At 47.9% G+C, this 22,344-nt stretch carries 21 protein-coding genes and 2 pseudogenes; 10 read left to right on the forward strand and 13 right to left on the reverse strand.

The window, feature by feature from the left end; translation table 11 throughout:
- Positions 1-2 precede the first annotated feature (2 nt).
- On the reverse strand, positions 3-467 hold the full coding sequence (locus EHO61_RS13845) for a chemotaxis protein CheX (protein ID WP_135769418.1): 465 nt from the start codon (positions 465-467) through the stop codon (positions 3-5).
- Complete coding sequence (locus EHO61_RS13850) at positions 467-1,681, reverse strand: hypothetical protein (protein ID WP_135814136.1); 1,215 nt, start codon at positions 1,679-1,681, stop codon at positions 467-469. Before EHO61_RS13850 ends, EHO61_RS13845 begins: the two co-directional genes overlap by 1 nt.
- Positions 1,682-1,788: 107 nt before the next feature.
- On the opposite strand from EHO61_RS13850, the gene EHO61_RS13855 reads away from it, so the two are divergent.
- Positions 1,789-2,523, forward strand: coding sequence for an LIC_11490 family protein (locus EHO61_RS13855; RefSeq protein WP_210415341.1), 735 nt, complete (start codon positions 1,789-1,791; stop codon positions 2,521-2,523).
- 30 nt (positions 2,524-2,553) lie between these two features.
- On the opposite strand, the gene lmtA is transcribed toward EHO61_RS13855, so the two are convergent.
- The 7 genes from lmtA to EHO61_RS13890 form a co-directional block, all read right to left on the reverse strand.
- On the reverse strand, positions 2,554-3,312 hold the full coding sequence (gene lmtA, locus EHO61_RS13860) for a lipid A Kdo2 1-phosphate O-methyltransferase (RefSeq protein ID WP_135814138.1): 759 nt from the start codon (positions 3,310-3,312) through the stop codon (positions 2,554-2,556).
- Positions 3,313-3,388: 76 nt separating this feature from the next.
- The gene (locus tag EHO61_RS13865; RefSeq protein ID WP_135814139.1) at positions 3,389-4,408 is read right to left on the reverse strand and encodes a DUF4340 domain-containing protein; all 1,020 of its coding nucleotides are present in this window, start codon (positions 4,406-4,408) and stop codon (positions 3,389-3,391) included.
- A complete protein-coding gene (locus EHO61_RS13870; RefSeq protein WP_135814140.1) occupies positions 4,405-6,099 on the reverse strand; it encodes a GldG family protein in 1,695 nt (564 codons plus the stop codon). The genes EHO61_RS13865 and EHO61_RS13870 overlap by 4 nt, the downstream gene beginning before the upstream one ends.
- Positions 6,096-6,854, reverse strand: a complete 759-nt coding sequence (locus EHO61_RS13875) for an ABC transporter permease subunit (protein ID WP_135814141.1) — start codon at positions 6,852-6,854, stop codon at positions 6,096-6,098. Before EHO61_RS13875 ends, EHO61_RS13870 begins: the two co-directional genes overlap by 4 nt.
- Complete coding sequence (locus EHO61_RS13880) at positions 6,851-7,765, reverse strand: ABC transporter ATP-binding protein (protein ID WP_135814142.1); 915 nt, start codon at positions 7,763-7,765, stop codon at positions 6,851-6,853. The genes EHO61_RS13875 and EHO61_RS13880 overlap by 4 nt, the downstream gene beginning before the upstream one ends.
- A gap of 51 nt (positions 7,766-7,816) precedes the next feature.
- Positions 7,817-8,119 carry an STAS domain-containing protein gene (locus EHO61_RS13885; protein ID WP_135814143.1) on the reverse strand — a complete coding sequence of 101 codons (303 nt, stop codon included), beginning with the start codon at positions 8,117-8,119 and terminating at the stop codon, positions 7,817-7,819.
- Between the two features lie 67 nt (positions 8,120-8,186).
- Entirely contained in the window at positions 8,187-8,870 is a 684-nt protein-coding gene (locus EHO61_RS13890; protein ID WP_342776068.1) for a class I SAM-dependent DNA methyltransferase, read from the reverse strand.
- Positions 8,871-9,032: 162 nt separating this feature from the next.
- On the opposite strand from EHO61_RS13890, the pseudogene EHO61_RS17455 reads away from it, so the two are divergent.
- From EHO61_RS17455 to EHO61_RS13910, 5 genes and pseudogenes are all read left to right on the forward strand, one after another.
- A pseudogene (locus EHO61_RS17455) lies at positions 9,033-10,355 on the forward strand (SpiroCoCo family coiled-coil protein); the annotation flags it as partial.
- A gap of 1,233 nt (positions 10,356-11,588) precedes the next feature.
- A pseudogene (locus EHO61_RS17460) lies at positions 11,589-12,617 on the forward strand (SpiroCoCo family coiled-coil protein); the annotation flags it as partial.
- A gap of 238 nt (positions 12,618-12,855) precedes the next feature.
- Positions 12,856-13,089, forward strand: a complete 234-nt coding sequence (locus EHO61_RS13900; RefSeq protein ID WP_010419029.1) for a hypothetical protein — start codon at positions 12,856-12,858, stop codon at positions 13,087-13,089.
- Positions 13,090-13,095: 6 nt separating this feature from the next.
- Positions 13,096-13,851: a type I methionyl aminopeptidase gene (gene map / locus EHO61_RS13905; RefSeq protein ID WP_135814146.1), complete on the forward strand. Its 756-nt coding sequence runs from the start codon at positions 13,096-13,098 to the stop codon at positions 13,849-13,851.
- Between the two features lie 13 nt (positions 13,852-13,864).
- Entirely contained in the window at positions 13,865-14,788 is a 924-nt protein-coding gene (locus EHO61_RS13910) for a DUF350 domain-containing protein (protein WP_135814147.1), read from the forward strand.
- Positions 14,789-14,791: 3 nt separating this feature from the next.
- On the opposite strand, the gene EHO61_RS13915 is transcribed toward EHO61_RS13910, so the two are convergent.
- Positions 14,792-15,166 carry an LIC_11502 family protein gene (locus EHO61_RS13915; protein ID WP_135814148.1) on the reverse strand — a complete coding sequence of 125 codons (375 nt, stop codon included), beginning with the start codon at positions 15,164-15,166 and terminating at the stop codon, positions 14,792-14,794.
- A gap of 17 nt (positions 15,167-15,183) precedes the next feature.
- Here EHO61_RS13915 and queG point away from each other — a divergent pair, with 17 nt between their 5' ends.
- The 4 genes from queG (at position 15,184) to rfaD (ending at position 20,122) form a co-directional block, all read left to right on the forward strand.
- Positions 15,184-16,143, forward strand: coding sequence for a tRNA epoxyqueuosine(34) reductase QueG (queG, locus tag EHO61_RS13920; RefSeq protein ID WP_135814247.1), 960 nt, complete (start codon positions 15,184-15,186; stop codon positions 16,141-16,143).
- Positions 16,144-16,213: 70 nt separating this feature from the next.
- On the forward strand, positions 16,214-17,386 hold the full coding sequence (locus EHO61_RS13925) for an A/G-specific adenine glycosylase (protein WP_135814149.1): 1,173 nt from the start codon (positions 16,214-16,216) through the stop codon (positions 17,384-17,386).
- Positions 17,383-19,161: a UbiD family decarboxylase gene (locus EHO61_RS13930; protein ID WP_135814150.1), complete on the forward strand. Its 1,779-nt coding sequence runs from the start codon at positions 17,383-17,385 to the stop codon at positions 19,159-19,161. Before EHO61_RS13925 ends, EHO61_RS13930 begins: the two co-directional genes overlap by 4 nt.
- Entirely contained in the window at positions 19,154-20,122 is a 969-nt protein-coding gene (gene rfaD / locus EHO61_RS13935; protein ID WP_135814151.1) for an ADP-glyceromanno-heptose 6-epimerase, read from the forward strand. The genes EHO61_RS13930 and rfaD overlap by 8 nt, the downstream gene beginning before the upstream one ends.
- Positions 20,123-20,160: 38 nt before the next feature.
- On the opposite strand, the gene EHO61_RS13940 is transcribed toward rfaD, so the two are convergent.
- The 3 genes from EHO61_RS13940 to EHO61_RS13950 all read right to left on the reverse strand — a co-directional run bounded on the left by EHO61_RS13940 (position 20,161) and on the right by EHO61_RS13950 (position 22,277).
- Positions 20,161-20,463, reverse strand: coding sequence for an ArsR/SmtB family transcription factor (locus tag EHO61_RS13940; RefSeq protein WP_010419051.1), 303 nt, complete (start codon positions 20,461-20,463; stop codon positions 20,161-20,163).
- Positions 20,464-20,818: 355 nt separating this feature from the next.
- Positions 20,819-21,589, reverse strand: a complete 771-nt coding sequence (locus tag EHO61_RS13945) for an SDR family NAD(P)-dependent oxidoreductase (protein ID WP_135814152.1) — start codon at positions 21,587-21,589, stop codon at positions 20,819-20,821.
- Entirely contained in the window at positions 21,573-22,277 is a 705-nt protein-coding gene (locus EHO61_RS13950; protein ID WP_135814153.1) for a histidine kinase, read from the reverse strand. Before EHO61_RS13950 ends, EHO61_RS13945 begins: the two co-directional genes overlap by 17 nt.
- Positions 22,278-22,344 lie beyond the last annotated feature (67 nt).

Here is a 22,344-nt window from a genome sequence, read left to right on the forward strand (position 1 = left end):
TCTTAAGAAAGGGAGACGTTCACTTCCAATTTGCCGAATTTCGAAAATAGATTGATCGCCAAAGCCTGTTTCTTAGGAATTTTGATGGTTTCATTCTTTGCGTCTACGATATTCGGGGCGGTGATCTCGATGGACTGTCCCGCCGTCGCAAAAATATTCATCGCGTTTCCAGTGGTCATATTCGCGATTTCGCCTAATATATCCTTGTATTCGTTCTTGATGTCTTCCTGACTCATTCCGGGCATCAATTTTTGAGCGATCTTATAAGCCGCATCGTAATTCAGTCCGTAAACGACTTCTCCATTAAAGGTTCCTAATACTCCGATGATGATCGCGAGTTCCAAGGAGGTTTCAGGAGTATCCTTGATTCCGATCTTTCCCCGGATTAGATCCGTTTGAAGTACGTCGCGGAAAACGATTGTTGCTGCTTCTAAAAACGGGTTTACGAGTTCGGCACGGATTTGCATCATTCCTCCGCTGATCGGGCCAGTCTTTCTACGGTAATTTCATCCGCAATGCTCTGAGGGATTTCGGCCAGAAAACCGTTCAAGATTGTCGACGCTTCTCTAATTCTAAGTACGGTAGAAGTTCCGGGATTTCCGAAACGTAGGGCTACAAACTCAACGAGTGCGTATTTATCCCCGTCCTTGTACGGACCGGCGCTTTTCCTTTGACCGAAAGTCGAGGAGGTAAGGTCCTGAAAAAATCTTTTATCCGCGATCAGGGAAAAATTGCCTTTCTGGGAGGCTAGGGATTTCAGATCGGAAAAACCTTTATCCCGGACGGAAACGGTTCCCGTGCCGAAAAGCGCCGCGACCTTGGAGAGACCGTCCGGTTCATTTTGGAGGGATTTGATTTTTCCCTTCAAGTTTTCGATAGAATTTTTCCGAGCTTCTATCAGGAATTTCCCCCGAAGAATGGATTTTCTTTCCTCGAAAGCGGCGATCTTTCCGTCCTTTCCCTTGGGGAAATTCGGATCCGTGATTTCCTTTTGGTAAAGTTCCCGCAATTGGAGATCCGTCGGTTCCACATTCTGGTTCGCGATTCTAGTTAGATCTTCGTCCGTGTAAACGACCGCATTTAGATCCACTTTTGCGGTAGACGCTTCGGACTGGACGGACAATTCGTCGTCGGTTTTTCTTACGTCGGAATGGAGTAGATTTGCCTGAACGGAACCTTGCACTGCTGCCTCGACTCGAAAGCGCATCGGCGCTTCCTTAAGAAATTGACGATAAACCTGGTCAGGTTTCTCCATTTCTTCGTCGGAATATCCGGCTCCGCGGTAAGAAAGTTTTACCCTTTTTTGGGCTTCTTCCCAGAGACTTTGGCGGATCATGTCTTCCGAGACCGTGTATCCCAAGGCGTTCGCGATCGTATTTGCCACGAACATCCCCTTTAGAATCATAAAAGAGCATTCCCCCAATTGGTTGTCGGGAATCTGTCCTTGGTACATTTGATAACAATATCTACGGCCCGCATTGAAGGAATCCATGGGCACGTCTTTTCCGCCGATTTTTCCGGCTTTGATATTGGCCTTACCGGTCAACATATCCATTCCGGCTTGCTCCACGTCGGAGCGCAGTAGGGTAAAGATCAACATCAGTACCAGAACGCCTAAAAATAGGGCGGATCCGACCTTAAAAAAAATGTTCTTCAGGGAAGTTCCTTCGGTATTCGTCATAAAAATCCGTATGTAAAGGAAGGGTGACGGGCCGGGGGAATCTGTAAAGGAGAAAAACCGACGAAAAACGCTTCAGAAAGACGCCGGTATGATAGATACATATAATAATGCTTTATATAGCTCTTGCACTCATTCTGGTCGGCCTTTTGTGCTTCATATATGTGTCCTTTCTGCCGAGCGGCAAACAGGGAAATCCGACGCCGTCCCCGGTACGCGCGAGCTATTCTCATCCGAGTGACCGTAAAATTCTAAAGGAAGCCTTGGTGGGAACAAAGAAGAACCCCCAAGCGGAATCAGTGTCCGAATACGATAGAATGTTTGCGGAAAATCGTAAAATTCCGCCTTCCTTTCCTTCGTCCCATTTTCAGGAAGTCAGAGAGGAGGAGAGAATGCAAGAGGAAGATCGGACTTGGATGGAAGAAATCAGATCGGAACCTATCCGGCAAGAGGAGCAAACGATTCGAACGGAAACGGTGCGAGCGGAAACTCCTGCGCATTCTGACCCGGAACCGTCCACGCAAGAATGGTGGTCTATGGAAGGCGTATTGTTCCTCGATCTCTCGGGAAAATTACCGTACGAAAATCTGAAAGAGCGGATTCGCCCCGAACAATTGAAAGGTTTCCGCCGGATCGGCGAGGGAAGAGTACAGGAAATCCAAGGCGGCTTCTGCTTTCACGCCTTGAACTCCGAATTCAAATACAGATTCGACGAAGTGGAAAAGGTCGTTTTTTACGACGAGGGGTTCGCTCTTCTTCCCTCCAAGAGGGAATATCCCGTCCCCATCTTTTTGACTTCGGATACGGAAAAATTCAAATCCTATTTGGAAAACGTTTCCCGTTAAACGAAGTCTTTTGTCCGTCCGGCCTCCGGATTATCTTCCTTCTACGTGCAACAGGCGGGTGGTCTTTACGACTAGTCTGACCAAAATATAAAAGACGGTTCCGATGCCGAAGACCCAAATTTGCGGTTCCGTGATCGCTTCCCAAGGCGCAGTCCAGGAGGCGAAGCTGTTCAGGAAGTTGGCAAGGAAATCGAAAAGTACGAAGATCACGGTCACTCCGAATAGACTCGGGTATTCGCGCTTCAGCACGTTCCTGAACGAAAAGGAAAGTTTCGGTTTCACGAATCCAGTCCATTTCGGAAAAAAAGCGGGAATCCTATCCGCCCAATCCAAGTATTCCTTTCCGAATTTTTCCCTAAGGAATTTTTCCTCGGTAAACATGATTCTTTCGTAATAGAACCCGAAAAATAATACGAATACCAACGTAAGCGGAAGATTTCTGAAATACAACACAGGTCCGAGATACAAAAGGAAGTTTCCCAGATATAGAGGATGTCGTACCAATGAATAGATCCCTTCCATGTTCACCAGGTCGGCCACCTGCTCTTTCGTATTCCTTCCCGAAGTCCTGGCAGGGGCATAACCGATCACGAAGCATCGTACCGCAAGGCCGATAAGGCTGACTAGAAAGCAGGCAGCCGCGTAATACAGATTATCCTCGTAGGAACCGTTGAGAAATTGGTAATCTTTCAGAGCATACAGACAAAGGAGAAGGATGAACCCCGGTACGTAGGATCTCCAGCGAAAAAGAAAATTCCCTTGTTTGTCTAGTTCTTCGATCAGAGCCATGCAAGTTCCTTATTTCCGGACGTTTTTGGAAGGAAACTTCGATCCTGGTCTATTGTCAATCAATGATTCAGGGACCTTAGGGCACGGGGCTTCTTACCTGCGGAGACGACGTAAAGTCAGTCAAATCCTTGTCCAAGATCGTTTCCATCGTCCAAGGGTCCACGACCAGTTCGTATTTCATTCCGGAGAGTCTGAAGATCCAACTTCCTTGTCGGTCCTTTCCGAAAGGAGATAGGATTCTGGTTCCTGAATCGGTATCCAAAAGGATTCGAAACTTCTCCTGCGGTCCTAGAGGAAGGCTCTCTCCGGCGGCTAGGGAAATTTCGTCCGCCTTTAATCCGAGCAATCTTTCCAGAAAATCGTTTACCGTATTCTGTTCCGCCGATTTGGAGATAAGATTCGTACTTAGAATCCAACCGTTGTCCGTATTCGTCAGAAAGAATCCCTTTTTCGGATCCGACGGAAATTCGATTTTCAGAGAACGGATTTTGCCGTAGGAAAATCTGTCCGGAAAGAGGCTGTGGGAGAGGAAATAATCCTTTCTTCCCTTGCCGATCAGAGTCTTTAAATTCTCCTTTACCAGCCAGACGTTTTTTCCTTCGGGTTCCGATACGTACACACCGGAATTTCTAGGAGCCGAGGAACCGATAAACAGTATTCCCCGGGATTTTCCCGAAATATCATAAATTTCTAAACTAGGTTCGTCTTCGGACAAACCGAATTCCGGAGAGGGGAAAACTGAGTTCCGGGCGAGTAACGTGAATTTTCTGAGAGAGACCACCGCCTTGAGCAGCTCGACGACCCTTTCCGAATCTGCCGGACCGGTCGTCCCGTCCGGCAGAGTTGCCTCCCAGGAATCCAAGGTCCTGGATAAGGAGACGATTTCTCCTTTCCTGCCTACTTTGATCCCGGAAATATCGGATTCCTTCAAAGGAAAGAACGGATCCGAATTAGAATATGTATCCTTAAAACATCCCCAGGGATCTTTCGCTAAAACCAGTAAAAAAGCTAAAAGAAGATTGAAGGCAAATAAGGCTAGGCCCCGATTCGTTTTTAATCCTAAAAGAACCGTTTTTGCGGATCGGGAAACGTTCATTTCGGCTGCATCCGCCTTCTACGGGCAATTCTGAGCGTCGCATACAGGGACAAAATCACAGGGACCCCGAAAATATTCAGGATGCTGATCAGATTTTCGGTTCCGACGGAGATAGGATCCATTTTTAGTATGAGGGATTGTTTGCTTCTAACGGCGGATAGGTCCGAGTCTCCCTCCATGAAATCTATAGAATTCAATAAAAACGGAATATTCGTGTCCCTGAATATATCTCCGTATTCTGGAAATGCGAGTATGTCGGAGACCAAATAAGGGGTTCCGAACGCCAAAATTTTCGGAATCTTATCTTTCGGAGAGCGTGTCAGAAAAGATTCCCGTCTTGTACCTTTCGGAAGAGCCTTTTCGTGGAAATAAGAAAGTAGAGGGCCCTCTAAGATCGCCCCCAAAACGAAGGGACCTCCGTTCGGACGGATCGGAATCCGGGAGAGTTGCTTTTCTCCGAGCATGACTTGATCGGATCGAATTTCCGCTTCTTCCCCGCTGAACACAAGGGGGGTGAGTTTCGCATTCGGCTGTCGATCCGGGATTAGCTCCAAACTGGAGCACCATGGGAGGAGTAAGTTTTCCTGTTCCTTCGTGTAATCGGAATCGACGGCCAGTGTCCGGTCTTTTTTTCCCGAGACGATCCAGAGAGGGTAGGGGGCTCTACCTAGAATGCCGGGCTCCACTTCTACGAGCGGGCCCATAGGGAGGGAATGATCGGGATCCAAAACCAGGTTCGAATGGATTCGAATTCCATAATGTTCTAAAAAAGAATTCAAATCGCCGAGACGAGGATGACGGTACGCGGCACCCGCTTCCGTACCTCCCGTCAGGATTCCCATTCGGTTTCCGGCGCCCTCCATCCGGAACTCCATGGCCTTTCCTAAGAGGATCAGATTCCCGCCTTTGACCAGAAATTGATCCAGACGGTATTTGGCGGCTTCGGAGAGCGATCCGGAGCCTACCCAAAGGAGGGTCTCCAGACCGTCCGGAAAATCCCCCTTTTCGGGATCGATTTCCGGAACTTCTCCGACTGTCGTTTCCAAGACTTGGTGCAAAAAGATTCCGATCGTGTCTTTTCCGGTGCCCGGTCCGGGCGCTTGGGTTCCGAGACTGGAATCCGTTTTTAAAACCCCGATCCCGCTATCAGATCCGGATCTAGACATTTTTCGGATTCCGGACAGGATTTGGTATTCGATCTGTTCCGCAAAGAAAGCAACCGGGATCACTTCTGTCTTCGATCCGAGTCGTAAGGAAACTCCGAGATAGGCTTGTTTGACCGAGGCGGAGCCTCGTTCCGCCTTTTGCAGGATCTGGGGCTCTATTCCGGAATCAGCGGCCTTTCTTGCGTCTTCTAAAGAAGTGTCCGGATCATAAAATCGTAATAGGATTTTACCGTTTCCGGCGGATTCGATCTCTTTTAAGATCTGCTGTGTCAATTCGAGTCTCGCCTTGTATTCACCCGGGACCTTGGAAGAATAAAACGCGTCGATGTATAAGGTGGAATCGAGCGCCGATGCTAACTTTCGGGTGCTGGAGGTCAGTTCGAAGCGCTTGGATCGGGAGAGGTCTTTTTTACAGTTCGCTTCGGAAACGATCGCGTTCACCAAAAGGAAACATAAAAACGCATTCAAAGCGAGGAAAGACCTCGACTTTGAGATTTCGAAAAGAGGATTCCATAGTTCCTTCATTCTCTTCTCCAGTGAAGCACTAGGACGTTTGCAAGAAGAGAAAATAGGATGGAACTTAAGAAGTAAAAAACGTCCCTTCCGTCCAAGATTCCTAGGCGAAACGATTCGAAATGCCTGGAAAGCGAGAGAAAAGAGGCCAAAGAACCAGCGGGACCGCCTAGAAATTTCAAGACAGGCTGGGTACCCAATAGAAAAAGGAAAAGGCAAAAGAGTAGAGTTAAAAGATAAGCGCTGATTTGGTCCTTAGTGGAAGCGGAAAATACCAAGCCTATCGCTATATAAGATCCTCCTAATAAAAAGCAACCCAAGTATCCCGCAAAGGTCGCTCCTAGGTCCAGATCTCCGACCGCGTAGATGGAAAAAGGAACGGTACTCGTCAGTACCAGGACCGAACCTAAAAAGGCCCAGGCAGCTAGGAATTTGCCGACAACGATTTCGTATTCTCGAAACGGGAGAGTGAATAGTAGTTCGACGGTCCCCGCTCTTTCTTCTTCCGACCACAATCTCATGGTAACTGCGGGGACAAAAACGGCGTACAGCAAAGGAGTCCAAAGAAAGAACTGTTCCATGTTCGCGGCTTTTCTGTCCCAGAAGGAGTCTTCTCCCAAACCGAAAAAGAATAGGAAGGCGGATAGGGAAAGGAACAATACCGCGAAAATATATCCGATTTGCGTGTTCCGATACGTTCTCCATTCTTTAGAGAAAATCGTACGGATTCCTTGCAGGAATTCGGAGACGGTAAAAACGGAATTCATAAAGGGGCGGTCAATTCCCGGAAAACGGTTTCCAGAGATTTGCGTACGGGACGGAATTCCAAAACAGGAAAATCGGCATTTCGGATCTTATCGAATAGCGACTCCGGGCTCCAGTTGGAGGATTTCAGACGGAAGGTTCCTGTGTCGGCTAACCTGGACTCTTCCCGTATGTCCACGTCGGTTCCTAAAAAACAATTTCGGACCGCCTGCAAATCCGTTTTGGCGATGACTAAAACGGAATCTTGCCGATTCATTTCGGAGACGCTCGTGTCCGCGATCATCCTGCCTCGATTCAGGATCAGTACGTGGTCGCAGATTTCTTGCGCCTCCTGAAGGATATGAGTGGAAAGAACAACCACCTTGTCCTTTCCTAAGGAACGGATGATACTCCGGATCTGTCCGATCTGATTCGGGTCCAGACCGGAGCTAGGTTCGTCTAGAATGACGTACTCCGGATCGTGCAAGAGAGTACCCGCCAATGCCACTCTTTGCCGAAAGCCTTTGGAAAGGGACTGGATCGTCGCAAAGAAATGATCTCCTAAATCGCATACTTCCCGCATTTCCCGGATCCTGCGTCGGAGGACTTCTCCTTTCAATCCTCTGGCTTGGCCGATAAACTCCAGAGTTTCCTCCGCAGTCAGATCTCCGTACAGGGGAGCGGATTCGGGAAGATACCCAAGATTCCGTTTTACCTCTATCGGATTTTCCGAAAGAGAGAGAGGACCGAAGGATATGGATCCGGAATCCGGTTCTAGGAATCCGGTCAGGATGCGCATTGTAGTAGTTTTTCCGGCTCCGTTCGGCCCTAAAAGTGCGGTAATCCTTCCTTTAGGAATGGAAAAGCTTAGATTGAGAAGCGCCTGTTTATCGGAAAAGGATTTTGACAGACCGACTGCCTGTAAGGCGCTCATAAGGGTACGGTCCGGACGGAGCAAGGAACCGCAATCGTTTTTCGGCCGATTTTAGCTGCGAATCTTGAGCATCATGTCCACTTTGAATTTTTTCAGTACGTCCATGAGGGAAGATTGTAAATTCACTACTTCCAGCCGGATACCGAAATGGTCCAAGAGATTCTTTAACGTGAGCAATTTGGCCACCCCGCTCGAGGTGATTTTTTTCGTTTGGCCTAGGTCCAAAACCAGTTCTTCGAATTGAGCCCTGGACGCGCGGTCCGAAATTTCATCGAATACCTTTTCGTATCCGTCCAGTAAATGATTCTTGAATCGAACCGTTCCTTTCCTTCCTTGGAGTTCCAGCTTTGCCATATAAATATGCGATCTTTATTACTAAGAGACAGGAAAATCGAACCGATTCCTACAAGAATTCGATCGATTACGCCTTTCTGCAAAGGAAGTTGAGATAATCCGCTCGAGGAGAAACTTTCCAGGATCTATAATCCGATCCGATCTTCAAAATTTGTATCCCGGAAGATTCCAGCAAAAATTTCCAGACTTCCAACGGGTATGCCTTGTGGTAATGAATTTCTTCGGTTTCCTCCGATTCGTTCCGGAACCGAAGGCGTGTGGTCAGAATTCCTTCGCTTTTGGAATATTCATTCTCCCAAAGCAATCGGGTTCCCCCGTAATTTTCCTCCAAAATTTTCCCGTCGAAATGCTTTTCAAAATTCCGCTCGGTGCTGACATCAAAAAAGAAAACACCCGAGACTTCCAAAATTGTCGCGATTTCCGTGAAGATCTTCCGGAGCTGGGATTCTTCCAAAAAATAATTCAAGGTATCATGGACGGAGAGGATGAGATCGAAAGGGAAAGGCAAAACCGGGAGAGAAAGCAGGTCCGACAGGATTCTGGTTCCGCGGATTCCGGCTCTTTCTGCCTCCGAGAGCATCTCCTCGGAAAGATCCACCCCCCAAATGCCCGACTGAGAAGGCAAATGCCGCCAAAACTTGCAAGTTCCACACCCTAAATCCAGAATTTTATTTGGAATCCCGAGTCCAGTGGCTTCTTTGTACCCTTCTAAGGCCATTTTGGCCCAAAGAGAATAGGCTGCTCCCCGCATGGCCCTGTCGTACACCGCAGAAAAGGACGTATATGGCTTTTTTTGGGCAATCGGAGAAATAATTCTTGATCTTTTCCCTTGGGGGCCTGTATTTCTATCCATTTGATGCGACATAATCCTAAGGACCGCCTGGTACTGGGCATTTCCTCGAATCTCTAAACTATGGGCTTAGAACTGCTATTTCCTTTTTTGGCCAGCGTTGGCATAACTATCCTTCTCCGAAGGATGGACAAGTCGAATTATAAATTAAGCCAGATCAAACGTTATACGGGAAAGTTGCAGGAAGAATTGCAGGAAATCGCTCTGGAAAAGATCCAAGCCGTCAAAGATTCCGGAATCGAATTAGACATCTCCCTCAAACAAACTAGAAAATTGGCGGAGGAAGTCCGGACGTTAAACGAAGAGTCCCGCCAGCTTCTGGAAACCATCCGTTCCAACCGGGAGTTTTTAAACGCAGTCACCTTAGATCTGAAAGAGGTAGTGCATTTGTCCGGAGACATCCGGAAAGAATCCGAGTCCGTCCAAGAAGGCTTAGGTCGGCTGGAGCTGGGCAAAAAAGATCTGAATGGAGTCGCGATCCGAATCCAGGAACTCCGTTCCGAGGCGGAGACTTTATTGGGAGCCTTTCAGGAAAAGATCAACTTTAGGTCGGACGATATTCTACAATCCTTGGCGGCCAAGATCGTGGAGTTGGAAGGGTTACTGGAAACCAAAGCGGACCAAGTAGAGGCCGGAATGGAGACTTTAGGGGAAGCCTATCGTCAAAAACTGGAAGCCCAGACCAAGACCCTGATGTCGGACACGGTCGGAAAAGTGGAATTAGCCCGAGAGGAAGTGGCTCAATTGTTGGATACGATGAAGGCCAAAGAGGACGATCTGGATGCACAAACGGATCGGATCCAGACGGCCTTCCTTTCCGTATCCGAAAAGATCGATCGAATGGACGGGCGGGTAGACGAGAAAGCGGATTTCGCGGATCGCAAATTGGACGAACTGTTTTCCCGTTCCGAATCCGTTTTACGGCAAAAGTACGATCAGATTTTGGAACAAGTGGTACATTCCAAAGAGGCGTATCTGAACGGTCTCAAGATTGAAATCGATGCGATCCGTAGAGAAATAGAAGGAATGAGTCTGGAGACTTTGACTCGCCGAGATGAAATCCTGAATGAAACTCGGCGCCAAGCGGAAGGAATCAACGATTCCATCAATATCTTCCAGGAAAAATACCTGGAAGCGGAAAATAAATTACTAAAGCAAGCGGATTCCCGTAAATCCGAATTGATGAGGCAGATCGATTCCTTCGAAGAGGAGTTCAATCGTATCAGCTCCACTCTTCGTAGCGAAGCTGAGGATGTGCGTAAGGAAATTCTATTCGCGTTGAAGGATTTCCATTCTTCCTTGGAAACCGCAAAAAGCGAAGAGGAAAGAAAAACTCGTTCCCGCGTGGACCAACTCCGCGAGTCCTTGGAAGAGGAATTAGGCTCCTTGCGCGAGGAGTCCGACGACCTTCGTAAGAAAATTTCTTCCTCTTCCCAGGAATTCGGTTCGTCTTTGGATCTGCTTAGAGAAGAGGAAGAACGGAAATCCCGGACGAAAATAGAGGAGATCCGGAGGAGTTTAGAGGAAGAGATACGCGCGTTGCATGCGTCCCATTCCGAAAGATTCCGTTCCGACTGGAACCAGATCGAAGAAAACGTGAAGTCCTTCGACGTACAGGTGACTGCAAGGATGAGGGAAATGGATTCCTATGTCCGAGACATTCGTTCCGCACTTGAAAGCAGCGCCGGAGACGTACTGGGAGAGATGGAAGAAAAGATCGTTCCGTTGAACGGGATGATAGACGAAGAGTTCCAAAAAATGGACCGAAGACTGGAGCATTTCAGTCGCTCTTGGGAAGAAGAAGTCGTTTCCATAAAAAACCATACCCGCGAAGCGATAGACGGATTGGAGGAGAGGTTGGGTCAAATCCATCTCCGAGGAACGGAGCTTTTGGAAGAATTCGGAAAAGTCTATGCTTCCCAAAAAGATCGCATCGAAGAGTTCGTTTCCAAATACAAGACCAATTTCCGTAGGGAAGGGGAAGAGGTTCGGGAAGAATTGGCCCAAAGGTTCCGGGAAGCCAAAACCGAAGGCCAAAATCTGGTTTCCTCGTTGAAAGAGGATTACTCCGGGATCGAAGAAAGATTCGAAAACCTGGTTAAGAAAAACGAAAAGTTGATGGAAGCTCAGGCGGAAAGGATTCGGACTTCTGCGGAAGCGGAACTGGAACACGCGTCCGAACAAGCAGGTTCCGTGCTGGATAGACTTAGGGAATCCGCGGAAGAATTCTTCGAAAGACAAGAAGAGAAAATCGGCCGCTTGAACGGAACCATCGACTCAAAAATCAATAAGCAATTGTCTTCCCTTTTGGATAAAGGGAATGTCCAGCTCGGACAACTGGAAGAACGCATCGCTAAGCACCTCCAAGAGGTGAAGCGAAACCTGGAAGAAGCTCTCAAGTCCGGTAAAAAAGAAAGCGAAGACCAGATGAAATCCTTCCAAAACCAGGTGCGAAATCTGCTACGGGAAACGGAGGCTTCTTCGGAGGAATTCCTAAGATTCGGAAAAGAGGAGTTCCGTTCCGCCCAGGAAGAATACAGATCTCTCCAGAGCGAACTTAGGAAGGACCTGGAAGAAATCCAAAAAGCAAAAACGAATCTATTCGAAGAATTGGAATCGGAAGCGGAGAACCTGCGGAGTTCCGTCGGAGAAATCTCCGAAAAAATGCAGGAAGCGGAATCCAAATCCCTTCTCCTATTGGATGTCAAAGAAATCATAGATCGTTCCGAAGAATTCGTGGAAAGAATGAAGTCGGCGGTGGAAGAGGCGAACCATTCGGAAGCACTGTCCGTGGAATTGGATCGAAATCTGCACCTTTTGAAAGCGGCACAGGCGGAATTGGAGTCCCGCTTGGAAAACGCGGAGGAGCGGGAAAAAGATATTCAGGAAATTTCCGGCAAAGCGGAAAGTCTAAAGTTAGAATTCCTGAATATGCTAGAGGAATCTTCCCGTTGGGAGGAATCGGCCCGTAAATTGGACGAGGCCAGCGAAAGAGCCGCCGAAATGGAGACTAGATTCGTGGACCTGGAAAATCGACTAGGTCATTTAGGCGAGATCAGAGAGGAAATCCTAAGCCTTTCCGAAGAAACGAAGGAACAAAAGGATTCTTCGGGAAAAATGTTCCAGAAAATCCGAGATCTGGAAAAGGAAATTTCCATCCTCGAAACGAGAGAAAAGGAAGTCGCTTCCTCCATACGCTCCGCGGACGAAAGGCTCGAACTGTTGGCAGGACGGAAAGAGGAGATCGTTTCCGTGGAAGCCAAGTTCGACAAAATAGAGGATCTGATGTCGGAGCTTTCCGAACGGCACAAGCAGACGAGCACTCTTTTGCAAAGGGTGGAGGACTTGAAAGAAGGCGCGGGTTCCGTCAAAGAGGAACTAGAAGGTCTTCTTGCGGAGGCGGACGATACCTTCGAAAAACTGTCCACTTTCCTGGATGCTGTTCAAACGACCGGCCAAAAACCGACGAGCGGAAAAGGAGGAGGAAAATCCTCCGAACGGGACCCTTTGGTAAACCGGAAAAAGGCCACTGTCTTAAATTTATTTCATAACTTTCATTGGGACTCCGAAACCATCGCGGAGAAACTCGGGTTGGAAACTTCCTTAGTACAGACGATTATCCAGAGCGAGGCGGCAAAAAGGGGATGATTTTGTTCTTGACCCTAGTCAGTTTGCCTAATATGTCTCGTTCCTACTTGTATCATATTATATGTTTACGATTAAAGGGGGGATCGCTTTTTCATTGAGTGCGATATTTAAATAATCGCGTAACTTTTAACGAAAATGATTCCTTTTTTCGAGGCATTTGGAAACGTATCTCCGTATAACCGAGATACGTTCCGAAAAATTCGGAAAGAAAAGGAGAAAGCTCCCGTAGCATTTCGATATGGTACAAAAAAAGAAAACTACTGTTAAGAGGAAGAATTCCATGGCTCAAAGCGCTGAAAAGGATACCCTCATCGTCGCAAGCAAGGTAAAAGCCTATATTAAATCCAAAGGTTTTATGACCTCGGGAGACGCTGTCGACGGTTTGAATGAGAAGCTTTACGCTCTGATTGACGATGCCCTGAAACGGACCGAGGCGAATAAACGTACTACGGTTCGACCCACCGACTTCTAAGCATTCTTGATCTACATCAAGAATAAGACTGAAATCGAGAAAATGAGGGCGGCAGGAAAACTAGCCGCCAGACTTTTGGAGTACATTTCCGGGTACATTCGTCCCGGAATTAGTACTTTGGAAATCAACGATCTTTGTGAGGAATTCACGAAGAAACACGGAGCGAAATCGGCTCCTCTCGGTTATAAGGGTTTTCCGAAATCAGTCTGTACCTCCATAAACGAAGTCGTCTGTCACGGTATCCCGAAGGCAACGGATATCCTGAAGGAAGGAGATATCGTAAATGTGGATGTGACTCCCATTGTGGAAGGATATCACGGAGATTCCTCCCGTACCTTTATTGTCGGCGGTAAAAGTTCAGCCGAAGTGGAACGTTTGGTCCAAGACGCGGAACGGTCTATGTGGATCGGAATCGAGCAGGTCAAGCCGGGAAATCGGGTGAGTGATATCGCGAATGCGATCGACGATTATCTGACTCCGAAAGGGTACGGAATCGTCCGGGATTTGATGGGTCATGGTATTGGACGCGGGTTCCACGAAGAACCTCAGGTTCCTCACTTTCGCTCGAATCGTAAATTGACCAAGCTGGAACCCGGAATGACTTTCACCATCGAGCCGATGGTCAATTTAGGAACCTGGGAAGTGAATTTCTCCAGAAAAGACGGTTGGACGGTGACCACGAAAGACGGAAAATGGTCCGCCCAGTTCGAGCATACGGTTTTAGTCACCGAAAAAGGCTATGAAATTTTGACCCTTCCATAGTATCTTGGAGGGCATGGATTTTATCTGGAAATATCTTTCCTTAATCGGAAAGGATCTCGTTTTTTTCGTTCTGGGATTCCTTGTATTTTACATCGGCAAAAAAGTAAAAGACTGGCTGGAACCTAGAGAACTGGACGAAGAGTTGGTCCGTTCCGATAACGGGGCTTTGGCTCTCAGCCTTTCCGGATACTATTTAGGAATCATCCTTTTGTTCGTCACGATCGTATCCCACCCGGGAGACGGCACGGGACTTGTCGGCGACGTCATCCAAGTCACCGTGTATTCCCTTTTGGGATTGGTCCTTTTGTTGATTTCCCAGTGGGTGAACGACACGTTCATCCTGACCGGAATCGATGCCCAGGAAGAGATTTACGAAAACAAAAACTTGGCCGTCGGTACGGTGTTATTCGGCGGAACGATCGCGAGTTCCTTCTTTATTTCGGCGGCATTGAACGGGGATATCGGGAGTAAGGTCTTTCCGAACGGTTTGGGATTAGCTCTTTCTCCTTTGTGGGAAAAAACACTGATCGGAGCGATTTTATCCCTCGCTTTCTTTCTGATCGGGCAGATTGGAATGATCCTTTTTTCGCTTTATTATAAAATTTGGATTCCGTACAGGATCAAGGAAGAGCTGGAGTCGAAACAAAATGTGGCGGCCGGAGTTTCCATGGCGGGCGCCCTTCTTGCCATAGGAATCCTGCTGACTCGGGCTCTATTTCGGGAATTCGATTCCTTTTTTCATACGGGAATTTTACTTTTGCTGGACCTTGCATTCGCGTTCATCATCATTCCAGTACTTCATTTCTTAGCGGGCCGGGTGATTCTTCCGGGCTCCACCTTGAAGCATGAAATTTCGGACGATCAGAATTTCGGAGCGGGACTTTTGGAAGCGGTGGTCCTAGTTTCCTTTTCGGCGATCATATTTTTTGCCGTCTAGGTTTTAAAAAAGTTCTTGGGAGGAGTATAATTTCCATTCCAAGTGGTATACTTTTTTTGTGCCGTATTCGAAGGACTCGCGTAACCATTCGCTAGCTTCGGATTCCTGCACGGCACGCTGGGAGAAGGCCTCCGTGAGTTCCTTTTTGATTTCCGGGAAAATCGTTTTGTGCTTGGGCAGGAAGGGGGACAATCCTCTTTCCGAAAATCCCTTTAGGGCGCCTACAAGCCCGGCGAGAAGGCACCGGTTCAGTAGCGCCTTTTCTCCTTTCGGAATCTCCAGACCCGCTTCCTTCGCGGCAAGAAGAAGGTCTTTAATCGGAATACGACCGCCGAAAACGGTCAGGGAAGAATCCGGTTCTTCTTTTTCCGAAGCCATAATTGGATGGAACCCCTGTGCTTCTGGAAAGTAAAGAACTTCTATCCGAATTGGAATCCCTCTCCCGTAAAAACGGTTTCCAGCTCTGCGGGGCGGCCAAGGCGAAAGTTCCGGATTCCGATCGCGAAAATATCCTGGAATGGGTGAATTCCGGCCTGCATGGAAGCATGGATTGGTATCCTAGGAATATGCAACTTCGCTTGGAATTTTCCGGACTCGGGTTCCGTCCGGAATCCGTGCTGGTCTTTGCTTCCTTGTATTCCGATTCCGAATATGAATCGATTTTAGGAGACTCCCCGTTCCGATTCTCTCGCTATGCTGTCGGCGAAGATTATCATACCGTCTTGAGACGAAACGCAAAGGAGATCTTGGACTTTCTGCGACGGTCCTTTCCCAACCGTTCTTTTCGACAGGGGGTGGATTCCCTCCCGGTTCCGGAAAAAGTCCTAGCCCGAGAGGCCGGGATAGGGTGGATCGGAAAGAATACGAATCTGATCAACGAGGAGATCGGCTCTTTCTTTTTTCTAACTGTGGTATTGACCGATCTTCCGTTACGAATCGCCTCTCTTCCAGCCAAGGACCGTTGCGGTACCTGCGACGCTTGCCTCAGGGCCTGTCCTACCGGAGCCTTGGAGTCTTACAAAATAGACGCGCGCAAATGCATCTCTTATAAAACCATAGAGGATAGGTCCCCGTCGGTCGGAGGATTACACGGTTGGGTCTACGGTTGCGATATTTGCCAAGAGGTCTGTCCTTGGAATAAGGTAAAGGCTAGAAAGAAAGGAGTGGAAACCGAGTTGCCGGAATTCAAGGTTCGTGATTTTTTCCGGAACAAAATCGAATCCTTGGAAACGATCTCGGAACAGGAATTCGATTCCCTGTTTCGGGATAGTTCCGTAAATAGGATTTCCTACTCCCAGTTCCGGAGAAATTGGAAGACCATTCGGTTCGAATCATTTCGTGGCGATTCCGGTTGATTCGAATCCGGGAAATTCCTTAAAAAACTCCTTTTCCTGGGTTCCCTGAAACTTCCAATGGGAGGAAATCATGGAGACTTCCACCTTCGATCCTACCCGTGGAGAAATCGGCGACCTAGATTCGATCCGACGGTCCGGGAAAAAACTAAGGGATTGGTTTTTGCGGGAAAAAAGGGATCTACCCTTTCGTAGGAACCGCACTCCGTATTCTACTTGGGTCAGCGAAGTCATGTTGCAGCAAACCAGGGTGGCGGCCATGATTCCGATCTATGAAACGTTCTTACAACGTTTTCCGACTCCTTCCGATTTGGCTCACGCGGAGGAAGAGGAAGTCCTGCAATATTGGAAAGGGCTAGGGTATTATTCTCGCGCAAAGAATCTACAAAAAGGAATGCGGAAGCTGGTCCAGGAATTCGATGGAGTTTTTCCGCGCTCTTTGGATTCCGCTCTTTCTCTTCCGGGAATCGGGCCGTACACCGCTAGAGCTGTCTTATCCATCTCCTACGATCTTCCCTTCGCCGTTTTGGACGGGAACGCCAAGAGGGTCCTTTCCAGATTCTTCCTCTTTCGGGGAAATATTTCCAAATCGGATTCCGTACTTCAGGAGATTGCGGACCGGTTTTTAGACGAGAGGCATGCAGGAGAACATAATGAAGCCGTAATGGAGTTGGGAGCGAGAATCTGTCTTCCTGCCCGACCTTTATGCGCCCAATGTCCTCTATCGCGGGATTGTCTTGCCGTCCGAGAGGGAGTCCAAAACGAAATACCCGTTCTGGAAAAGAAAATTCGGGAAATTCCCCTAGGAATACGATTTTTAATCGTACGGTCTCCGGAAGGGATTTTACTCTTACGCTATCTTAAACGGAGGTTTTTCAAGACGATCTTTTCCCTACCTTTCGATTGGGAAGGAGATTCTCCGTACGATTCCGATCCGATCGTCGATCTGGGAATCGAATTTTCGAATACCGGTTCCGTCTTTAAACATTCGATCACTCATCATAAGATTCTCGGTTCGATCTGGGAATCCGTGATCGATTCCGAAGAGGCGCGACGGGTAGAGGATCGATTGCGCGAAAAAAAGGAATTCGGCTTGGAATGGAAATGGTGTAGCTGGGCGGATTTGGAAAACGGATTTCCTTCCTCCATTGCGAAAAAAATTCGAAGGGAGTTGTCCGTTTCAGAAAGGGAACTTCCCGGAATCTTGCGAGGAAAAAATCCATCCGAAAATAGGAGAGCGGAATGAGCCTGAGGTCTACCTCCGATTTTTTGCGTGAGCTGTCACGACAAGGAGAGTTGCTGGAAATCACGGATCCGGTGGATCCTATCCTGGAAATCGCGGAAATACAGAGAAGGGTGGTCGCTCGAAGAGGACCTGCATTATTATTCCGTAATGTAATCGGTTCTAAAATTCCAGTCGCCACGAATTTGTACGGATCCTCCAAGAGGATTCGTATCGCATTCGGCGAAAACCCCGAAAAATTCGTAGCGAGAATCGCCCATACCGCCAAGCACTTAATGCCACCCACTTTCGGAAAGGTTTGGGAGGCGAGATCTCTGGCTTGGGCCGCCTTAAAAATCGGTCTGCGTAGGGTCTCCGATCCGCCGGTACTCGAAGCCGAGGAGACCTCTCTGGAAAGCCTTCCCGCAATCCAGTCCTGGCCGAAAGACGCGGGACGCTTCATTACCTTACCGCTGGTCTATACGGAAAGTCCGAATACGGGAAAAGGGAATTTGGGGATGTATCGCATCCAATTTCACGGCCCCAAGCTGACAGGCATGCATATCCAAATCCACCGGGGAGGAGGATTTCATTATTTCGAAGCGGAGCAGAGAGGACAGGCATTGTCGGCTCATATTTATGTCGGAGGTCCGCCGGCTCTGACGATCGCGGCCGTGGCGCCCTTGCCCGAGGAGATCAGCGAATTTTTGCTGGCTTCCTTATTATTGGGAGAACGGTTAAGAATTTCCAGAAAAAGGGAGATCAGCCCTTTGCCCATCGTTTCCGACGCTGATTTTGCTTTGATCGGAAAGATTCCTCCGAAGGTCCGAAAGCCGGAAGGTCCTTTCGGGGATCATTACGGATATTACGCGTTGAAACACGACTATCCCGTTTTTGAAGTGGAGCGGATCTTTCGGAGAAAAAATGCGGTTTGGCCGGCAACTGTCGTAGGCCGGCCTCCTCAGGAAGACCATTGGATCGCTGAATATTTACAGGATTTACTTTCTCCGCTTTTTCCGATCGTTATGCCCCAGGTAAAAGGGGTTTGGGCATACGAAGAATCCGGAGTGCATTCTCTCGCTGCGGCAATCGTTCAGGAAAGGTACGAAAAGGAAGCCTTTATGGGCGCCTTACGGATTTTAGGGGAAGGTCAGCTTTCCCTCACGAAAGTACTTCTGGTGACGGACAAGGACGTACCGCTGAAGGATTTTAAAAAAGTCTTTTCCACAGTGTTGGAAGGATTCCGTCCGGAAACGGATCTGCATATCTTCTCCAACATATCGCAGGACACCTTGGACTACACAGGACCGGAAGTGAATCGCGGAAGCAAAGCGGTTTTGTTGGGAGTAGGCCGAAATCAAAAGGTGTTGAAGTCCAAGATCGGTGTCGGTTTTAAAAGTTCCAAATTTAAAAATCCGAAAGTGTACTGTCCTGGGGCATTGGTGGTTTCGGGGGCCGCGTACAAGAGAGGGGACAAGTTGCCGGAGTTATTATTGAAAGAGGAGGCGATCCGCGGATTCGCTTTCGTGTTTCTTGTGGACAGCTCCGAGGAGGCTGTGGCTTCGGATCACGATTTTATTTGGAACGTCTTCACTCGATTCGAACCCGCCGGAGATATCTACGGAAAGCGGGAAGTCGTTCGCAACCATCTTTCTTTTTCCGGTCCCATCGTCGTCGATGCGCGAATGAAGGATTGGTATCCCGAAGTCTTACAACCCGATCTCGGTATCGCCAAGCGAGTGGAGAATAGATTTGGTAGACTTCTACGTTCGTTAGAATCCAATGGAACCTATGTCTAAGATTCGAGTCATTGTCACCGGCGGAGCGGGATTGATCGGAAGTAACCTGGTCCGATTATTGAACGAGAGAGGAGTGGACAATATACTGGTCGTGGATCATCTCGGAGATTCCGTAAAATGGAAAAACCTTCGAGACCTTTCCTACGAGGATTATTTGGAAAAAGACGTTTTTCTGAAGAAAGTGGAAGCCGGCCAATTTCCGAAAGGCTTTACTCATGTGTTCCATCTCGGGGCCTGCTCATCGACTACGGAATCCGACGCGTCTTATCTGATCCGAAATAATTTCGAATATACCAAAGTTTTGGCGGAAGCCTGTCTCGCACATAGCGTCCGGTTTTTATACGCATCCTCGGCCGCTACCTACGGAGATGGAAAATACGGTTATAACGACCGGGCTTCGATCGAGGAATTGAGACCGCTGAATATGTACGGTTACTCGAAGCATATGTTCGATTTATACGCGCAAAAGAAGAAATTTCTGTCGAAAATCACCGGTGTAAAGTATTTCAACGTATTCGGTTTCGGTGAAGGACATAAGGGAGATATGAGATCCGTGGTCCTGAAGGGATACGAGCAGATCCTTTCAGAGGGAAAGATTCGACTTTTCAAATCCTATAGGCCTGACTATGCCGACGGGGAACAAAAACGGGATTTTCTTTACGTAAAGGATGCGGCCAAAATAACGATTCATCTGATTTTTGGAGACCATTTCGGTCTGTACAACGTAGGGAGAGGAATCGCGGAAACTTGGGTGGATCTGGCCAATTCCCTGTTTGCGGCTTTGGATCGGACCCCGAAAATCGAATTCATAGACATGCCGGAAAGCTTAAAGGCAAAGTATCAGTATTTTACGAAATCGGAATCTTCTAAACTGATGGAAACAGGTTATGCGGAAGGTTTTACGGATTTAAAGACGGCTATCTATGATTATGTGCAGTTGTTAAGATCGGAAGGAGAATAAGAGGGGACCGCCGCCAGCCCCCTCTCGGCTCGAAGAGATTACTTGGAGAAAATCTGGAGTAAAGACTTCGCGAAGCTCTTGAATTTTTGATCCTTAATGGAATAGAAGACTTGGTTTGATACCTTCTTGCTTCCTAAGTATCCCGCTTCTTTCATTTTGCTTAAGTGTTGAGAAGCTGCCGACTGGCTGATTCCCAGCGCGTCGACTAGCTCTCCTACGCTATGTTCTTTTTTCGATAAATACAATAGAATTTTCAATCTATCGGGATGGGCTACGGCTTTCAAACCGCGGATGGTCGAGTCCAGGTGGGCTTTCTTGATTTCTAACTTTTGGGCTGCCATTTTTTTTCCTTCTATTACGTTTGATCCATCATAATCGATACTCGCATTTTTTCAAGGATTTCCGGTCTTAGGAGGCTTTTTTTGTCCTTATGTCCAATTGTGAAAATTATGATATTTTTATGGAATTACGTGGTTAAAATTTTACATTAATATTCTATTCGAATGTACTCCTCGAAAAAATTCGAATATTATGGAATTATATATACCTTATGAATGATTTTCAGAAGTCCGAAGCTCATGTTTCGGATATCGTAGCCGTTCCTCCGTATAAAATTAGTATATTCTGAAGAGATAAGTAAGTTTGGAGAGGGGGACGGGCCGGCTTTCATTTCCGGCCGTCCTCCGTTAGGTGGGTTTAGATTTTAACGCCGCCGGAAATTTCTAGGACGACTCCGTCCACAAGTTCGTTCCTGGCGATAAAGGCGGCCGTTTCGGCGATTTCCTCGGGTTTGCCCAATCTTCCGATCGGAATCTGAGCTTCCCATTTTTTTAACGCTTCCGGATTCATGTCCTTCATTACCATTTCGGTGGCTATGAAGCCCGGTGCGATACCCGCCACTCTGATTCCGAAGCGGCTTAATTCGCGGGCCCATAATTTCGTCATGGCAGCCACTCCCGCTTTTGCGGCGGAATAATTCGTTTGGCCCGGATTTCCGTGCATTGCTACGGAAGAGATCGGAATGATCACTCCTTTGGATCCGGAGTCAATCATCTGAGCTGCTGCCTCTCTTCCAGTCAAAAAGACGCCCGTTAGATTCACATCGATAACGGATTGCCAGTTGGCAAGGGAAAGTTTAGAAGCGACCTTGCCGGTTTGCTTGTCCACTTTTACTAAGAGACCGTCACGTAGGATTCCCGCGTTCAAAACGGCTATGTCCAGACTACCGAACGTGGAGACAGCTTTTTGCATCAAAGCCTCGGCATCCGCCTCTTTAGATACGTCAGTCTTGACGGCAATTGCCTTGGCTCCGAGGGAAACGATGTCTTTTAGGGCTTCCGCCAATTTCTCCTCCGAGATGTCGGATAGGACGATATTGGCTCCCAATTTCGCAAAATGTTCGGCCATGGCTTTGCCTAAGCCTCCGGCCGAGCCGGTGATGACGGCCGTCTTACCTGTGATTTCCAACTTGATTGATTTCCTTACTTCTAATTGAGATATATTTGTCGTTAAACGGGATTTCCACCCTTGCTACGGTTTCGGCAGCCTGAGTCTGGATCCGAAATAGATTCGGATCGATATTTTCGCTCTTTAACAGAATCATAATAAGAGCGATTCCGAGTCCGGCCCCTTCGGTATTGTCCATATTGTCCATGTAGAACTCGGCGATGTCGTTGTACCCCATGGCCTTTTTCATCTTTTCCCGCATCCGGGCCTCTTCTGCGTCGATCACGGGAGTATTATTGATCACTTCCACTACAAGGCCGTCTTCGCCGTAAACCACGTTGATTTTTACGAACACTCCCCGGGCAAGGCAGCGTTTCCCGTATTCGTCCGCCATTTTTTCGGAGAAATTCTCCTTAAATTGCGACAAGGCCTGGTTGTAATGGTTCGGATTCCGTATGTCCAGTCCCAAATCTTCGAAAAAAATCCTTTTCTGGTTGGCTTTGACTCCGTTGATTGCCATTTCCTTCGTGATCGTATAGAGCATCTCTATGTAACGGGATTGGCCGACTTTTTCCAAAACTTCCGTTAATATTCTGAGAACGTATTTTTCTAATTTTGCGTTCATCCGGGAGGATTGAACGGAAATTCGGGATCTATTTAGGATATAATCACTGAGCTGGGCGTCTAAATGTTTGAAGCTTTTGGCCATGCTCGTCCTTCAGGGCGGGGAGGATCAGGGCCCAGTCTTCCGGTTTCCCGGATTCATGCAATCAAAA

The organism is Leptospira fluminis (genome assembly GCF_004771275.1).
Taxonomy (GTDB): Bacteria; Spirochaetota; Leptospiria; order Leptospirales; family Leptospiraceae; genus Leptospira_B; species Leptospira_B fluminis.

Bases quoted from the DNA above. Each gene is read 5' to 3' on its own strand.
- EHO61_RS13950 (WP_135814153.1), bottom strand. From the start codon at position 22,277: ATGGCCAAAAGCTTCAAACATTTAGACGCCCAGCTCAGTGATTATATC.
- EHO61_RS13910 (WP_135814147.1), top strand. From the start codon at position 13,865: ATGGATTTTATCTGGAAATATCTTTCCTTAATCGGAAAGGATCTCGTT.
- EHO61_RS13940 (WP_010419051.1), bottom strand. From the start codon at position 20,463: ATGGCAGCCCAAAAGTTAGAAATCAAGAAAGCCCACCTGGACTCGACC.
- EHO61_RS13875 (WP_135814141.1), bottom strand. From the start codon at position 6,854: ATGAATTCCGTTTTTACCGTCTCCGAATTCCTGCAAGGAATCCGTACG.
- EHO61_RS13900 (WP_010419029.1), top strand. From the start codon at position 12,856: ATGGTACAAAAAAAGAAAACTACTGTTAAGAGGAAGAATTCCATGGCT.
- rfaD (WP_135814151.1), top strand. From the start codon at position 19,154: ATGTCTAAGATTCGAGTCATTGTCACCGGCGGAGCGGGATTGATCGGA.
- EHO61_RS13885 (WP_135814143.1), bottom strand. From the start codon at position 8,119: ATGGCAAAGCTGGAACTCCAAGGAAGGAAAGGAACGGTTCGATTCAAG.
- EHO61_RS13855 (WP_210415341.1), top strand. From the start codon at position 1,789: ATGCTTTATATAGCTCTTGCACTCATTCTGGTCGGCCTTTTGTGCTTC.
- EHO61_RS13880 (WP_135814142.1), bottom strand. From the start codon at position 7,765: ATGAGCGCCTTACAGGCAGTCGGTCTGTCAAAATCCTTTTCCGATAAA.
- lmtA (WP_135814138.1), bottom strand. From the start codon at position 3,312: ATGGCTCTGATCGAAGAACTAGACAAACAAGGGAATTTTCTTTTTCGC.
- EHO61_RS13930 (WP_135814150.1), top strand. From the start codon at position 17,383: ATGAGCCTGAGGTCTACCTCCGATTTTTTGCGTGAGCTGTCACGACAA.
- EHO61_RS13870 (WP_135814140.1), bottom strand. From the start codon at position 6,099: ATGAAGGAACTATGGAATCCTCTTTTCGAAATCTCAAAGTCGAGGTCT.
- EHO61_RS13865 (WP_135814139.1), bottom strand. From the start codon at position 4,408: ATGAACGTTTCCCGATCCGCAAAAACGGTTCTTTTAGGATTAAAAACG.
- EHO61_RS13890 (WP_342776068.1), bottom strand. From the start codon at position 8,870: ATGCGGGGAGCAGCCTATTCTCTTTGGGCCAAAATGGCCTTAGAAGGG.
- EHO61_RS13850 (WP_135814136.1), bottom strand. From the start codon at position 1,681: ATGACGAATACCGAAGGAACTTCCCTGAAGAACATTTTTTTTAAGGTC.
- EHO61_RS13925 (WP_135814149.1), top strand. From the start codon at position 16,214: ATGGAGACTTCCACCTTCGATCCTACCCGTGGAGAAATCGGCGACCTA.
- EHO61_RS13845 (WP_135769418.1), bottom strand. From the start codon at position 467: ATGCAAATCCGTGCCGAACTCGTAAACCCGTTTTTAGAAGCAGCAACA.
- EHO61_RS13915 (WP_135814148.1), bottom strand. From the start codon at position 15,166: ATGGCTTCGGAAAAAGAAGAACCGGATTCTTCCCTGACCGTTTTCGGC.